Raw genomic sequence first — 14,437 nt, forward strand, 5'->3', positions numbered from 1 at the left:
ATGCCGCGCATCGTCGCAGGCAGCCTCGGTGGCCGCACCATCCCCGGCCCGCCCGGCAAGGGCACCCGCCCCACCTCGGACAAGGTCCGCGAGGCCCTGTTCAACCGCCTCGAGGGCTGGGGCGCGCTCGCCGGCGCCCGGGTGCTCGACCTCTATGCCGGCACCGGCGCGCTCGCCTTCGAGGCGCTCTCCCGCGGCGCCGCGCACGCCCTGCTCGCGGAGCTGCACGGCCCGACCGCCAGGCAGCTGCGCCGCACCGCGAGCGAGCTGGGTCTGGGAGGCCGCGTCGAGATCCGCGTCGGGAAGGCGGCCGGCGTCGCCGACCAGCTCGCGGCGCAGCGCACGGCGCAGCCGGCAGCGCCCGCCGCGACCCTGGTCTTCCTCGACCCTCCCTACGACGTGCCCACCGAGGCGCTCGAGCAGCTGCTGCTCACCCTGCGCCCCGCACTGGCCGATGACGCGCTGGTCGTGATCGAGCGCTCCTCGCGCACGCGCCCGCTCGAATGGCCCGAGGGGTGGGCCGACGACGGCACCAAGACCTACGGCGAGACCGTGCTGCAGTTCGGCGGGCCGGCCTGAGGGCCGGCTCGGGGCGCATCGAGGCGCCCGATGATCGTCCACGGGTGAGCGCACAGGCTGTCCACAAAATCGGCGACCGGTTGCGAAACGAACTCTGATATGCATTGTCTGCGACGCTGACGATGACCAGCAGTATCTCCGAGGAATTCTCCATCGACGCCCCGTGAGGACTCGCAGTCGGCGCGCAGGATCACTTTTATGACCTCTGGGTATCCACACGATGTGCAGACAATGTGGAAAGATCGACGGTTCCTCCACGCATCACAGTTATCCACAAATTATCGCAATCTGCTCGCACCCTCTGGCGCGAGTCGAGCGGGTGTTCTAAAATGAATGCATCTGGTCGAGAGGCCGACCCGCCGGCGCAGAAGCCGGCACGCAGGATCGACGCCGAGGTCAGGGAGGGGGGAACCATGGGACGCCATGCCGGTCCCTCCGCCATCCCGCCCGGCCCGGAGCGCTCCGCCTCCCGCCCCGATGAGCCTCCGCGGAAGCCGGTGCAGTCGCGCACCCCGCTCACGGCGCAGGCGCTCGTGGACCGGGCCGATGTCACTCCCCACACCCCCGAGGCCGAGACCGTGCTGCGGATCTTCCACCGGCGCCGGCAGGAGCATGCCGCCTTCTACGTCGCCGAGACGCGCGATCTCGCCACCCTGTGGTCCGAGGAGGACGAGGGGGACGAGAAGGCCCTGCACGCACTGGCCGCCTCCGTGGGCATGCGGGCGAAGCTCCACCGCGGCGAGGACCGTCTGCGTGATGCGCATGTCGCCGTCACCGATCTGCCCGCCTGCTTCGGACGGGTGGAGAGCGGGGCCCTTCCCGTCGAATGGTTCGAGTGGCTGATCCGCAGCGTCCTGCATCTCACCGCGTACCAGCGCCGTCAGGTCGACGAGCGGGTCGCCGCATGGCAGCTCGAGTCGATTGACGTCGAGCGCTTCTACCGCGAGCTGCACACGCTGGTCGTGTGGTTCGGTCGCGCCGCCGTCCAGGAATCGCCGCAGGAGCAGCGCTCGGTCTCCCTCGCCTCCTCCCCGGACTCCGACGGCACCGCCTGCCTCATGATCCGTGGCCCGATCCCCGAGATCACGGCCTTCGGGCAGCGGCTCGACGCCGCCGCCCGCGCCGTCCAGGATGCCCAGCGCCACGCACTCGAGACCGGGGCCCCGATCCCCTTCGACCTCGACGGGGACGCCTCCCGCGAGGGGCGCCACCTCTCACTGGCGGCCCTGCAGTACGCGATCGCGGTCCGCTCACAGCTCGACACCGGAGCTGTGGAGGTGCCCGATCCTGCCTTCCGGATCTCTGTCGTGGTGCCGGTGCTGACGCTGCTCGGTCGCTCGAACGCCCCCGCGACACTGGACGGCACCATCCCGATCCCGCCTCGTATGGCGCGCGAGCTCGTCGCCAAGGCACCGGCCTTCGAGCGGGTGCTCACCGACCCCGTCTCGGGGGATCACCTGCCCTCGGCCTCCCGCACCTACCGCCCGTCCGCGGCGATGGCCGAGAACCTCCGGCTGATCGATCCCGTCTGCGCGGTCCCCGGCTGCACCCGCAACGTCATGACCGTCGGGGAGATGGACCACATCGAGGAGTTCGACCTCGAGAATCCTGCTCGCGGCGGTCCCACCTCCGTCGAGAACCTGCACCGCATCTGTCGCACCCACCACCGGATGAAGACCGCCGGTCTGCTCGATCCCGAGCGGGACGAGACGACCGGGACCACCCGCTGGCGCATTCTCGGGGCAGCGGTGTGCGATGTCGCCGCGAACACGGACCTCGTGACCCGCGAGCTCGGCGGCCGCCTCCGGGAGGCCTGGCAGAGATACGCCGACGACCTCGAGTTCGAAGCGCTGACCCGGACCGGCTTCTTCGACGAAGCGCGCGCCGAGGACGCCGACCGGGACGAGGCGTACCGGTGGGGATGCCACCTGATCGACCACTACTCCCGCCCCGAGCACGACGAGGCCGACGACCCGGGCCCGCCACCGCTCCCGCCGCCGCCCGGTCACGAGCCGCCGCCGTACTGACCCTCGCCGTGCCTCGTGCTCCCTTCCCGTCCCGGCAGCGTTACCCTGCACCGATGACACTCTCGCTCGCCGACCTCGACTGGCCCCTGCACACCGAGCGGCTCGAGCTGCGTCCGGGACGCACGGAGGACGCCGCGGCCATCTGGCCCTGGTACCGGCAGCCCGAGGTGCAGGAATGGACCACCACGCTCAGCCCCACGCTCGCGGCGCACCAGGAGCACTGGGACGCAGGGCTCGGGTCCGCCGTGGTCGGCCTGCACCAGGGCGTCGTGGTCGCCGTCGGCAAGGTCGAGCGGCAGGACCCCTGGTCCCAGACGGACATGAGGGACCGGGCCGCCGGCCAGCAGGTCGAGCTCGGCTGGGTCCTCGACCTCGCCGTGCAGGGCCAGGGGCTCGGCACCGAGTTCGCGGCCGCCCTGCGCGACCTCGCCTTCGACGGGCTCGGTGTGCGCCGCATCGAGGCTGCCTGCTTCGCCGAGAACCTCGCCTCCCGTCGTGTCATGGAGAAGATCGGGCTGCGGCTCGAAGGCGTCTTCCGCGAGGAGTCCCTGCACCGCAGCGGCCGCTGGCTCGACGGCATGAGCTACGCACTGCTCGCCAGCGAGCACCACGGCACCGATACTTGAGCCATGAGCACCCTCACCGCCACCTTCACCATCGACCTGACCCCCGCCGAGGTCCTCCTCGGCGCCGCCGACCGCTTCGACCTGGCCAAGACCTGGACCGGGACGGTCGCGGGCACCTCGCGCGGCGTCATGCTCACCGCCGGAGACCCGGCGGCCGGCAGCGCCTCCTACATCGCCACCGAGACCTTCGAGGGCACCCTCGACGGTCGGGAGGGCACCCTCACCTTCCAGCAGCTCGGCACCATGGCGGGCGGGGAGCCCGAGCTGCGCTACGTCATCGCCCCCGGCTCGGGCACCGGTGATCTCGTCGGTCTCACCGGCACCCTGACCATCGGCACCATCGACGAGGACGGCACCCACCACGTCACCGTCGAGCTCACCTGAGACGTCCAGCCCCGGCGCACTAGAGTGGCGCCATGAGCACCGTCGTCCTGCCCGGCTCGTTCGACCCCTTCACCCTGGGGCACCTCGACCTCACCCGCCGGGCCGCCGCGCTCGGCCACCAGGTGATCATCGCGGTCTCCCACAACCCCTCCAAGCAGGGGATGCTGGGCCTCGAGGCGCGCACCGGCGCGATCACGGGGACCCTCGTGCAGGAGGGCCTCTCCGGTACGGTCGAGGTGCGCACCCTCCCCAAGGGTCTGCTGGTCGACTTCTGCCGTGAGGTGGGTGCCCGAGCCGTGGTGCGGGGGCTGCGCTCCCAGCTCGACCTCGCCTACGAGGAACCGATGGCGCGGATGAACCACCACCTCGCCGACGTCGACACTCTCTTCCTGCTCACCGACTCGGCCTGGTCGCACATCTCCTCCTCCCTGGTGAGGGAGGTCCACGCCCTCGGCGGTGACGTCTCCGACATGCTCCCCGGCCCCTCCCTGGAGGCGCTGCGCACCGCCGCGGCCACCTCCTGACCGACCCCACGAACGAACAGGATCTTCACCGATGTCTTCCGAGAACACCCCGACCACGACGCTCGAGACCGTGCTGCGGTTCGACGCGGTCGACCTCGTCGGCCGCACCGGCTCCCACCGGCGCGTCGAGCGCACCGTCCCCGCCCCGCCCCGTGAGGCCGGTGGCGTCGCGATGCAGGTCCGCGAGGGCGAGGACCTCGCCGTCGAGGCCGAGCTCGAGTCCGTGGTCGAGGGCATCTACGCCCACGGCACCGTCACCGCGCATCTCGAGGGCGAGTGCTCCCGCTGCCTGGACCCCGTCGAGCAGGACGTCGTCGCCCGCCTCGACGAGCTGTTCATGTTCCCCGACAAGGTCAAGGCCGACGAGAAGGAGGACACCACCCTCCTCGAGGCCGACGAGGTCAACCTCGGCCCGCTGGTGCGCGACGCCCTCGCGATGGAGGCCGACGAGCGCCCCCTGTGCCGTGAGGACTGCCCGGGCCTGTGCGCCCAGTGCGGGTTCCGCATGGAGGAGGACCCGGACCACCACCACGACGTGATCGATCCCCGCTTCGCGGCGCTGCAGGGCCTGCTCGACGACCCGCAGCAGGACCACCCGCAGCAGGACGAGGAGGCCTGATGGCGCGCAGGCGCCGCGCCACCGAGGCAGCCGCCCCGCAGGGCCTGCTGGACCGGCTCCCGCTGGATGCCGGGCAGGGGATCGATCTGCGGGACTCCGGGCTGCTGGAACTGGCTCTGACCCACCGCTCGTTCTCCTACGAGCACGACTCGCTGCCCCACAACGAGCGGCTCGAGTTCCTCGGCGACGCCGTGCTGCAGCTGGCCGTCACCGAGCACCTCTACGCGACCCACCCCACCCTGCCCGAGGGGGACCTCGCCCGCCGCCGCGCCGCGACCGTGAGCACCCGCGCGCTCGCCGTGATCGCCTCCAAGCTCGACCTCGGCGCCTACGTGCGCCTCGGCCGTGGCGAGGACCTCACCGGCGGCCGGGCGAAGTCCTCGATCCTCGCCGACACCACCGAGGCCGTGATCGGCGCCGTCCACCTCGCGCTCGGCCAGGACGTCTCCCGCCGCTTCGTGCTGGACCTGCTGCGCCCGCTGCTGGACTCCGACGAGTTCCTCGAGACCGGCTACGACTTCAAGTCCCGCCTGCAGGAGATCGCCGCCGCCGGCGGGGCGATGGTCACCTATGAGCTCACCGAGTCCGGCCTCGAGCACCAGAAGACCTTCACCGCCACCGTCACCGTTCCCGGCATCGTCACCGCCAGCGGTGACGGCGCCTCGAAGAAGGACGCCGAGCTCGCCGCCGCCCAGAACGCGGTGCGTGGTGTCCTCGCCGAGCGCGACGAGCCCCTGATCCCACGGGGCTGAGCGGATGCCCGAGCTGCCCGAGGTCGAGGTCGTCCGGCGAGGCCTCGCCCCCCGCACCGTGGGCCGCACCGTCACGGACGTCGAGCTGCTCGATGCCCGCATCATCCGCCGCCAGCACGGGGGCATCGACCGGCTGCGCGCCGGGCTCGTGGGCTCGACCCTCACCGCCGTGGTGCGGAGGGGGAAGTTCCTGTGGTGGCGTCTCGCCGACCCCGACGGCGCCGAGACCGGCGAGGCGCTGATGGGGCACCTGGGGATGAGCGGCCAGCTGCGGATCGCGACGGCCGACGGGGCGACCGTCACGCCCGGCGGACCGCCCGCACCCTCCGAGGGGCCCGCCCCCGACCCGCAGCGCCACCGCCGGCTCTCCCTCCACCTCGACGACGGCACGCGGGTGGACCTCATCGACCAGCGGCTCTTCGGCGGTGTGTGGACCAGCCCGCTGGTGGAGGCGGCCGACGGCGCGCTCGCCGGGGTCGGCAGCCCCGATGCGCTGCTGCCCGAGGGCGCCTCCCACATCGCCCGCGACCTGCTGGACCCGGCCGTTGACCTGGGGGCGATCGCCCGGACCCTGCGGGCCCGGCGCAGTGCGGTCAAGGCCCTGCTGCTGAATCAGGAGATCGTCTCCGGGATCGGGAACATCTACGCCGACGAGGCGCTGTGGAGCGCCCGCACCCGCTACGACACCCCCGGCACCGCGCTCAGCCAGCGCCGGGCGCTCGCGATCCTCCGCGCCGCCCGCGAGGTGATGGAGCGGGCACTGGCGGTGGGCGGCACCAGCTTCGACGCGCTGTACGTGAACGTCGACGGGCGCAGCGGGTACTTCGCACGGTCACTGAACGCCTACGGGCGTGAGGGCGAGCCGTGCCCGCGGTGCGGTAGATTGCTTCGACGAGTGATCTACCAGGGCAGGAGCAGTCATTTCTGCCCCCGGTGCCAGCGCAGGACGATGTGAGGAAGGACGCTCCGTGACAGCGACCCAGCAGCCCGGCCCGATCCGCGTGATGCTCGTGGACGACCATGAGGTGGTCCGCCGGGGCATCGTCACCGTGATCGACGCCAGCCCGTCCCTGCAGGTGATCGGGGAGGCCTCCTCGGTGGCCGAGGCGACCCGTCGCCTGCCCGCGATCCGCCCCGAGGTGCTGGTGGTGGACCTCCAGCTGCCCGACGGCACCGGTATCGAGGTGATGAGGGCGGCGCGCGAGCTCGATCCGGAGCAGCGGATGCTGGTGCTCACCAGCTTCGACGACGACGCCGCACTGCGCGAGTCCAGGGCCGCCGGTGCCTCCGGCCTGATGCTGAAGTCGGCCCGCTCGCAGGAGATCGTCGAGGCGATCACGGCGGTCCACGGCGGCAGGACGATCTGGCCGGCGGACCACGTCGACGACGGCCCGGATCTCTCCGAGTCCGATCACAGGATCGTGGAGCTGATCGGCGATGGCCACTCCAACCGTGAGATCGCGGAGGCGGTCGGCATCGCCGAGAAGACCGTGAAGAACCGCGTCACGGTCATCCTGCAGGCCTTCGACATGCAGCGCCGCACGCAGGTGGCCGCGATGGTCGCCGCCCGCCGACGGGCCGGCTGGAAGCCGCACCAGCCCTGAGCCTCACGCCGGCGGCAGGGTGACCCGCCAGGAGACCATGGTGCCCGGTTCGAGACCCAGGGCATCCACCCAGCCGGAGTGACGCCTCGCCCGCGAGGAGATGTTCGCCAGCCCGCTGCGGCGCTGCACCGAGGGGTCGATGCCGCGGCCGTTGTCGGAGACGTTGACCTGCACCACGCGGTCCACGCCCTCGGAGAAGACGCTCACCGAGACCGCCACCGCGGTGGCGTGCGCATGGCGCGCCGCGTTGGCCAGGCATTCCCGCACCACCGCGACCACGTCCTCCGCGATCTCCGGCGGCAGTTCGGCGTCCATCTCCGCCGGATGCGGGGGCAGTCGCATCGAGGGGACGAAGCCGAGGCCGGCGGTGGCCAGCCCCACCTCGTGCCGCAGCTGCTCGGTGAGCGTCGCGGCGGTGCGCTCCCGGCGCAGCGACTGCACGATCTGCCGGATCTGCGCGACCGCATTCTCGACCCCCTGCACGGAGGTCGCGACCGAGCTGCGGATCCGCGCGTTGGACGGGGTCATGCCCGGCGACTCGAGCGAGTCGACCATGGCCTCCAGCTCCATCCCCACCGCGAACAGCTCCTGGATCGCGAGGTCGTGGAGATCACGGGCGATACGGCTGCGCTCGTCGTCGATCTCGGTGCTGGCTCCCAGCGTCGGGGCACGCAGGGTGAGCGCGATCAGGCCGGCCAGCGCATCGAGGCGCTCGCGGTCCGCCGTGGTGTACGGGGCGGAGCCCGCGGTCCGCAGCACCGCGAGCAGCCCCAGGCCGTGCTCGGCCGCATCCACCGCGCCCAGCAGGGCGGGGCTGGACCCCGGATCGATCACCAGGGTGGAGATCGCCTCGAGCGCGTCCACATCGGCGCGGTGCAGGGCACGACCGGTGGGGGAGTCCGCGGGGACCTCGGTGCCCAGCAGCTCGGGCGCGTCGGCCCCGTCGACCATCTCCACCGCCCAGCGGTCCGTGCTCAGCGGCATCACCAGCACCGCGTTGCGTGCGGCGAGGTCCGTGCGGGCCGAGTGGAGCAGCAGGTCCAGCAGATCCTCGGCCTCGCCGCCGGCGAGGACCGCGCCGGCGAGGTCCTGGATCCGGGTGCGGTCGCCGCGCAGGGGAGCGGTCGACGGGGCGGGAGGGGACGACGGGGAGGGAGAGCTCATCGAAAGTCCTCGAGTCGGAGGATCGAGGTCCCGGCGGGGATCGCCTCGATGCGGTGGGTGACCACCACGACGGTACTGCGCGCCGGGACCAGCGAGGTGTCCTCCGCATCCAGCAGGGCGGCCAGCAGCCGGTCGCCATGGGCGGTGTCGAGGTGCTCGGTGGGCTCATCGAGCAGCAGCACCGGCCCCCTGCGCACCACGGTCCGGGCCAGCAGCAGGCGTCGCCGCTCCCCGCCGGAGATGGTGGTGCCGTCCGGGCCCAGCATCGTGTCCAGTCCGTGCGGCAGGGCCGCGACCCAGTCGACCAGGCCCACCGCCGCGAGCGCCGCCCGGATCTCCTCGTCGCCGAGGTCGCCGCGCACCACCTTCAGGTTCTCCCGCACCGTGGTCGCGAAGACGTGCGAATCCTCGGCGAACATCGTCACGCCGGCGCGCACCCGGGCCGGCTCGAGGGCGGTGAGAGCGCGACCGTCGAGCTCGACATGCCCGGCGAGCGGTTCCAGCAGCCCGGCGAGGGTGGCCAGCAGGGTGGACTTGCCGGTGCCGGAGGCGCCGATGACCGCCAGGCGCGACCCGGGCGGGAGGTCGAGGTCGAGCCCCCGGACGCGGGGAGCCCCCGGGGTCCAGCCGGCCGTGAGGTCGACGGCACGCAGGTGGGCGGCGGCGGGGCGCTCGGGAGGCGGGCCGGCGGGCCTCGCAGGCGCGTCCCCGACCAGTGCGGCGAGCCGCTCCGCCGCGGCCCGGGAGCGAGCGTGCTGCGAGGCCGCTGCGGGAAGCGCCGTGGCCGCCTCGAAGGAGGACAGCGGCAGCAGGAGCAGCACGCCGATCTGCCCGGCCGAGGCCCCGCCGCTCGTCCACAGCGTCCCGGCGGCCAGCAGGGAGCCGGCCACCGCCAGGATCATCGTCAGCGGCACGGCGGCGGAGGCCACCGCCGCGGGCACTGCCGCTCGGTCGATGGCGGCATCGTGCTCCGCCTGCCGCTGCCGCAGCTGGGCGAGCGAGCCGTCGAGCCGGCCCTCGATGCGCAGGGAGGTGGCGTCGTCGAGGATCTCCAGCGTCTGCGCGCTGAGACCGGCGCGGGTGGTGAGCACCGCCTGCTCGGAGATCCTCGCGGCGCGGTGGGCGGCCAGCGGGGCGAGCACGCCGGCGAGCGCCAGGGCGGTGAGCATCACCGCGGCGGCGCTCAGGGACAGCGGCGCGAAGGTCGCCAGCACCGCCACCGCCATCACCACCGAGACCAGCGCCGGCACCAGCGCGGTGATGACGTGGTCGCCGAGCTCCTGGGCGTCGTCCCCGAGGCGGGTCAGCAGATCGCCCCGTCGCAGCCGGGTCAGGGCGTCGTCGGTGCGGGCGGCCAGTGCGGTGAACAGGTGGGTGCGCAGGGAGACCACGCCGCGCAGGGCCACGTCATGGGTGAGCATCCGCTCCAGCCAGCGGAACGCTCCGCGGGAGACGCCGAGCGCCCGCACCGCCACCACGGCGACCGTGAGGTCCAGGACCGGCGGCATCGTCCAGGCGCGGGTGACGAGGTAGGCGGCGACCGCGGCGAGGGCGAAGGCGGAGCCGAGGGTCGCCAGCGAGGCGAGCACCGCGGCCAGCAGCCGGGTGCGGGGGATCTCCAGGGCGTCCACCGCCCGCCGGAGGGAGGAGGGGGCGGTCATCGGAGGGCCTCCGCCCGCTCTGTCCTCACGCCGGTCACCTCGTCGGCGAGATCCACCAGCGCGGAGCGGTGGGCGATCACCACCACGGTGCGCCCCGCGGCGCGCAGCGCCGTGATGAGGTCCAGCACCACCTCCTCGGTGGCGCCGTCGAGATGCGCGGTGGGCTCGTCGAGCACCACCAGCGGGGCGGGGGAGAGCACCGCCCGGGCCAGTGCCAGGCGCTGCCGCTCCCCGAGGGAGATGCCGCGGCCGGCCCGTCCCAGGTCCGCCTCCCAGCCGCGCTCGGCGATCACCGCGTCCAGTCCGGTCGCCGCGGCCGCCGCCTCCAGCTCGTCCTCGCCGGCCCCGGGGCGCGCCCCGGTGAGCACGGAGCGGATGGTTCCCGGCGGCAGCACGGGTCGCTGGGGGAGCCAGGCCACCTGCGCCCAGAGGCTGCGGCGCTGCAGGGCATCGATGGGTGTGGTGGTGCCGTCGGCGGCGATGATCTCGGCACGGCCCGCATCCGCCGGCAGCAGGCCCAGCAGCACCTGCGCCGCGGTCGTCTTGCCCGAGCCCGAGGGGCCGGTCAGTGCGAGCACCCGTCCGGGTCGCACCGTGAGCTCGGCGCGGTGCGGAGCCATGCCGTCGCGGGAGCGCACCGAGACCTCTCGGAGGGCGAGGGTGGAGGTCCGCAGGTCGGGGGCGGGGCGGTCCCCGTCGGCCGGGGGCTCCTCCCCGAGCACCGCGAAGGCGGCGTCCACGGCGGCCAGGCCGTCGGTGGAGGCGTGGTACCGGGAGCCGACGTTGCGCAGCGGCTGGTACACCTCCGGGGCGAGCACCAGCACCGCGAGCGCCGGTGCGAGGTCCATCTGGCCGTACACCAGGCGCATGCCGATGCTCACGGCGATCAGCGCCACGCACAGGGTGGTCAGCAGCTCGAGCACCATCGAGGACAGGAAGGCGTAGCGCAGCGAGCCCATCGCCGAGGCGCGGTGACGGTCGCCGAGACGCCGCACCGTCGCCTCCGGCCCCTGCTCGCGGCCCAGGGCCCGCAGCGTGGGCAGGCCCTCCACCAGATCCAGCAGCTGGGACCACAGGGAGCGCATGTCCGCGATGAGCTTCTCGGAGCGGCCCGCCGTCAGCTTCCCCACCAGCACCATGAACAGCGGCACCAGCGGCAGGGTGAGGATCGCGATCACGGCGCTGAGCGGGTCCAGCAGGCCGATGGTCAGCAGGCACAGCGGGGTCACGGTGGCCGTCAGCAGCAGCTGCGGCACATAGCCCACCAGGTAGGGGCGCAGGTTCTCGATGCCGGTGGTGGCCAGCGCCGTGAGATCCGCGCCGCGTCCGGCACCCCCGCGCGGGCCGAGCCGGGCGGCATGGCCGACGATCCGCCCGCGCAGCTCGCTGATCGCGGAGGTCGCGGCCCGGTGGGCGGTCGCCTCCTCGACCAGCACCGCGCCGGCGCGCACCGCGAGCGCCGCGACCAGCGCCAGCAGCAGCTCCGGTGCCTCCTGCGGGAGGCCGCGGTCGAGGAGCAGCCGGGAGCCGAGGCGCGCGATCACCAGCGCCGTGACGATGACGCAGCCGGCCTGCACCAGGCCCAGGGCGACCGTGCGCGCCACATGCCTCCGTGCCGCGGCGACCTCGCGGACCAGGCGCGGATCCAGCGGCGGCCGGCGTCGCATCGCGGGCTCCGTCATCAGCGCTGCTCGAAGGTGCTGCGGTAGCTCTGCTTCGCCGCCTCGAGCAGCCCGGAGCCGGGGGCGGGGGAGCTGTCGTCGGTGATCCGGTGACGGAACACCCGGTAGGCCCAGACCGTGTAGGCGAGGACGATCGGCAGGAAGATGGCGAGTGCCACCAGCATCACCGTCAGCGTGTGCGCGGTCGAGGAGGCATTGGCGACCGTCAGCGAGTTCGCGGGATCGTTCGTGGCCGGCAGGACGTAGGGGAACAGCCCGCCGAACAGCGTGAGCGAGGCCGCGGCGATCGCGGTGACGGTCGCGGCGAACGCCAGGCCCTCCCGGCGCGCTCGGTTCAGCGGGACCACGGCGAGCAGCGCCGCGGCAGCTGCGGCCACCGGGATCCAGGTGAGGGGGGTGTGGGAGTGCGCGAGCTGGAACCACAGCAGGAAGGCGGCACCGGCCAGGAGCGTCGGCCACACCAGGATCCCCGCCAGACGGTTCGTCTCCTGGCGCAGCGGTCCGTCGACCTTGAGCGCGAGGTAGAGGGTGCCGTGCAACCAGAACAGCAGCACGAAGACCACCCCGGCCAGCAGGGCGAAGGGGGTCAGCAGCCCCAGCAGCGAGGTGGTCACCCAGTGGTTCCGGTCGATCTCCACCCCGGCGACGATGTTGCCGAAGGCGACGCCCCACAGCAGCGCCGGGGCGAGGCCGCCGATCACGTGGACCACGTCCCAGGCCCGCCGCCAGCGCAGACTGTCCACCTTGCCGCGCCACTTGAAGGCGCACACCCGCACGATCAGCACCAGCAGCAGGAGCAGCAGCGCGAGGTAGAAGCCGGAGAACAGGGTCGCGTACCACTCGGGGAAGGCCGCGAACAGCAGCGCGCCGCCGGTGATCAGGAAGACCTCGTTCCCGTCCCAGACGGGACCGATGGTCTTCAGGATCGTGCCCCGGGCTCCGTCTCCGCGCCGCCAGAGGGCGCCGACGTTCATCTGCACCCCGAAATCGAAGCCCTCCAGCACGAAGTAGCACAGGAAGAAGAAGGCGATGAGGAAGAACCAGAGAGTCTGGAGGACCGTGGGCTCGAGCATGGCGTCCATGAGCGGATCTGGTCCTTTCTCAGTAGTCGAAGGAGAGGGTGGGGGTGTCGAGCTCGTCGGTCTCGAGATCACGCTGCGCGAGCGGGACGCCCTGCAGCGCCGCCTTCCGCATCATCTGGAACCAGAGCACGGCGAGCACGCCGTAGACGAGGGTGAAGGCGACCAGCGAGGTGAGCACCATCCATCCCGGGTGGGCCGAGACGCCCTGCATCGTCATCAGTCGCACCACGGGGTCGTCGGGGTTGGGATGGACCACCCAGGGCTGGCGACCGATCTCCGTGAACACCCACCCCGCGGAGTTCGCGAGGAACGGCATCGGGATCGACAGCACCGCGAACCACTGGAAGGCCTTCGAACCGGTGGTGCGGGCGGCCTCGCCCCTGCCGCGGGTCACCCACAGCGCCCACAGCGCGAGGACCCCGCTGAAGGCGGCCAGCCCCATCATCAGGCGGAAGGACCAGTAGGTCACGAAGAGGTTGGGACGGTAGTCGACGGCCACCTCGTTGCCGTGGATGTCCAGGGCGGTCGCGCCGAACTGCTCCTTGTACTGGGCGTTGAGGTCGTCCACCCCCTGCAGGGTGGCGTCGAAGGTGTGGGTGGCCAGGAACGAGGTGATGTAGGGGACCTCGATCAGATGGGTGACGCCGTCGCAGTCGGTGGAGAAGGCGTCGGGACCGCCGACGGTGAGGATCGAGAAGGAGGCCCCGGTCTCGGTCTCGCACAGCGCCTCGGCCGAGGCCATCTTCATCGGCTGCTGCTTGAACATGATCTGCGCCTGGAAGTCGCCGGAGACCACCAGCACCAGGGCCGCGACGACCATGGCGAGCACGCCGAAGCGGACCGTGGGCCGGTAGAGGTCGCGGGCGGCGAGGTGCTGCTCCTGACCCTCCTCGGTGTCGATCCCCAGCTCCCGGGCGCGATTGTGGTGGCGCACCATGTGCCAGGCCGCGACGCCGGTGAGGAACGCGCCGGCGACCAGCCAGGCGCCGGAGACCACGTGCGGGAAGGCGGCGAGCGCGGTGACGTTGCTCAGCACGGCGAGGATCGACCCCTGCGAGGGATCCAGCTCGGCACGGCCGGTCTCCGGGTTCAGGACCGCCCCGACGGGATGCTGCATGAAGGAGTTCGCGGCGATGATGAAGTACGCCGAGAGGGTGCTTCCCAGGGCGACGGCCCAGATGGTCAGCAGGTGGATCTTCTCCGGCAGCCTCCCCCAGCCGAAGATCCACAGCCCCAGGAACACCGACTCCAGGAAGAAGGCGGCCAGTCCCTCGAGCGCGAGCGGGGCTCCGAACACGTCGCCGACGAAGCGGGCGTACTCCGACCAGTTCATGCCGAACTGGAACTCCTGCACGATGCCGGTGGCGATGCCGATGCCGAAGTTCACGATCAGCATCGAGCCGAAGAACTTCGTCATCCGGGTCCAGGCATCCTTGCGGACGGCGTCCTTCGCGAAGACCGCGCGGGTCTGCATGATCGCGACCAGGAGCGACAGGCCGATGGTCAGCGGGACGAAGACGAAGTGGTAGACGGTGGTGATGCCGAACTGCCACCGTGCGAGGTCGAGGGCATCCATGGGAACTCCAGAGTGGGTGACGAGCTGTCACGAAACCTACGGCCGTTCCGGCGTCGAGCATGGGGACGATGGTCCTCCTGCGTCGGTGATCCCGGACCGCGCCGCGCCGCATGTCGGCTCGGAACGCTGAAATGCCCTGTGCCATACTGACCGAGGC

The 14,437-nt window shown here is 72.3% G+C and carries 14 protein-coding genes; 9 read left to right on the plus strand and 5 right to left on the minus strand.

Annotated elements, in window-relative coordinates; genetic code table 11:
• The 9 genes from rsmD to CFK38_RS09725 all read left to right on the plus strand — a co-directional run bounded on the left by rsmD (nt 1) and on the right by CFK38_RS09725 (nt 7,115).
• Nucleotides 1–579, plus strand: coding sequence for a 16S rRNA (guanine(966)-N(2))-methyltransferase RsmD (gene rsmD, locus CFK38_RS09685; RefSeq protein ID WP_096802884.1), 579 nt, complete (start codon nt 1–3; stop codon nt 577–579).
• Nucleotides 580–992: 413 nt separating this feature from the next.
• Nucleotides 993–2,606 (plus strand): HNH endonuclease signature motif containing protein, encoded by a 1,614-nt coding sequence (locus CFK38_RS09690; protein WP_245850973.1) that lies wholly within the window; start codon nt 993–995, stop codon nt 2,604–2,606.
• Nucleotides 2,607–2,659: 53 nt separating this feature from the next.
• Nucleotides 2,660–3,232, plus strand: a complete 573-nt coding sequence (locus CFK38_RS09695) for a GNAT family N-acetyltransferase (protein ID WP_157773434.1) — start codon at nt 2,660–2,662, stop codon at nt 3,230–3,232.
• Between the two features lie 3 nt (nt 3,233–3,235).
• Entirely contained in the window at nt 3,236–3,616 is a 381-nt protein-coding gene (locus tag CFK38_RS09700; protein ID WP_096802885.1) for a DUF3224 domain-containing protein, read from the plus strand.
• Between the two features lie 32 nt (nt 3,617–3,648).
• Entirely contained in the window at nt 3,649–4,140 is a 492-nt protein-coding gene (gene coaD / locus CFK38_RS09705; RefSeq protein WP_096802886.1) for a pantetheine-phosphate adenylyltransferase, read from the plus strand.
• 31 nt (nt 4,141–4,171) lie between these two features.
• A complete protein-coding gene (locus CFK38_RS09710; RefSeq protein WP_096802887.1) occupies nt 4,172–4,759 on the plus strand; it encodes a YceD family protein in 588 nt (195 codons plus the stop codon).
• A complete protein-coding gene (gene rnc, locus CFK38_RS09715; RefSeq protein WP_096802888.1) occupies nt 4,759–5,511 on the plus strand; it encodes a ribonuclease III in 753 nt (250 codons plus the stop codon). The genes CFK38_RS09710 and rnc overlap by 1 nt, the downstream gene beginning before the upstream one ends.
• 4 nt (nt 5,512–5,515) lie before the next feature.
• Entirely contained in the window at nt 5,516–6,466 is a 951-nt protein-coding gene (gene mutM, locus CFK38_RS09720; RefSeq protein ID WP_096802889.1) for a bifunctional DNA-formamidopyrimidine glycosylase/DNA-(apurinic or apyrimidinic site) lyase, read from the plus strand.
• A 13-nt stretch (nt 6,467–6,479) separates the two neighbouring features.
• Nucleotides 6,480–7,115: a response regulator transcription factor gene (locus CFK38_RS09725; protein ID WP_096802890.1), complete on the plus strand. Its 636-nt coding sequence runs from the start codon at nt 6,480–6,482 to the stop codon at nt 7,113–7,115.
• A 3-nt stretch (nt 7,116–7,118) separates the two neighbouring features.
• Here CFK38_RS09725 and CFK38_RS09730 read toward each other — a convergent pair whose 3' ends face one another.
• Genes CFK38_RS09730 through CFK38_RS09750 form a run of 5 tightly spaced genes read right to left on the minus strand, consistent with a single transcriptional unit; the run spans nt 7,119 to nt 14,280 of the window.
• Entirely contained in the window at nt 7,119–8,279 is a 1,161-nt protein-coding gene (locus tag CFK38_RS09730) for a sensor histidine kinase (protein ID WP_096802891.1), read from the minus strand.
• On the minus strand, nt 8,276–9,940 hold the full coding sequence (gene cydC, locus CFK38_RS09735; RefSeq protein ID WP_096802892.1) for a thiol reductant ABC exporter subunit CydC: 1,665 nt from the start codon (nt 9,938–9,940) through the stop codon (nt 8,276–8,278). The genes CFK38_RS09730 and cydC overlap by 4 nt, the downstream gene beginning before the upstream one ends.
• Nucleotides 9,937–11,622, minus strand: coding sequence for a thiol reductant ABC exporter subunit CydD (gene cydD / locus CFK38_RS09740; protein ID WP_096802893.1), 1,686 nt, complete (start codon nt 11,620–11,622; stop codon nt 9,937–9,939). Before cydD ends, cydC begins: the two co-directional genes overlap by 4 nt.
• Nucleotides 11,622–12,704 (minus strand): cytochrome d ubiquinol oxidase subunit II, encoded by a 1,083-nt coding sequence (gene cydB, locus CFK38_RS09745; protein ID WP_157773435.1) that lies wholly within the window; start codon nt 12,702–12,704, stop codon nt 11,622–11,624. Before cydB ends, cydD begins: the two co-directional genes overlap by 1 nt.
• Nucleotides 12,705–12,723: 19 nt before the next feature.
• The gene (locus CFK38_RS09750; RefSeq protein WP_096802894.1) at nt 12,724–14,280 is read right to left on the minus strand and encodes a cytochrome ubiquinol oxidase subunit I; all 1,557 of its coding nucleotides are present in this window, start codon (nt 14,278–14,280) and stop codon (nt 12,724–12,726) included.
• Nucleotides 14,281–14,437: the final 157 nt, after the last annotated feature.

The organism is Brachybacterium vulturis, from assembly GCF_002407185.1.
Lineage (GTDB): Bacteria > Actinomycetota > Actinomycetes > Actinomycetales > Dermabacteraceae > Brachybacterium > Brachybacterium vulturis.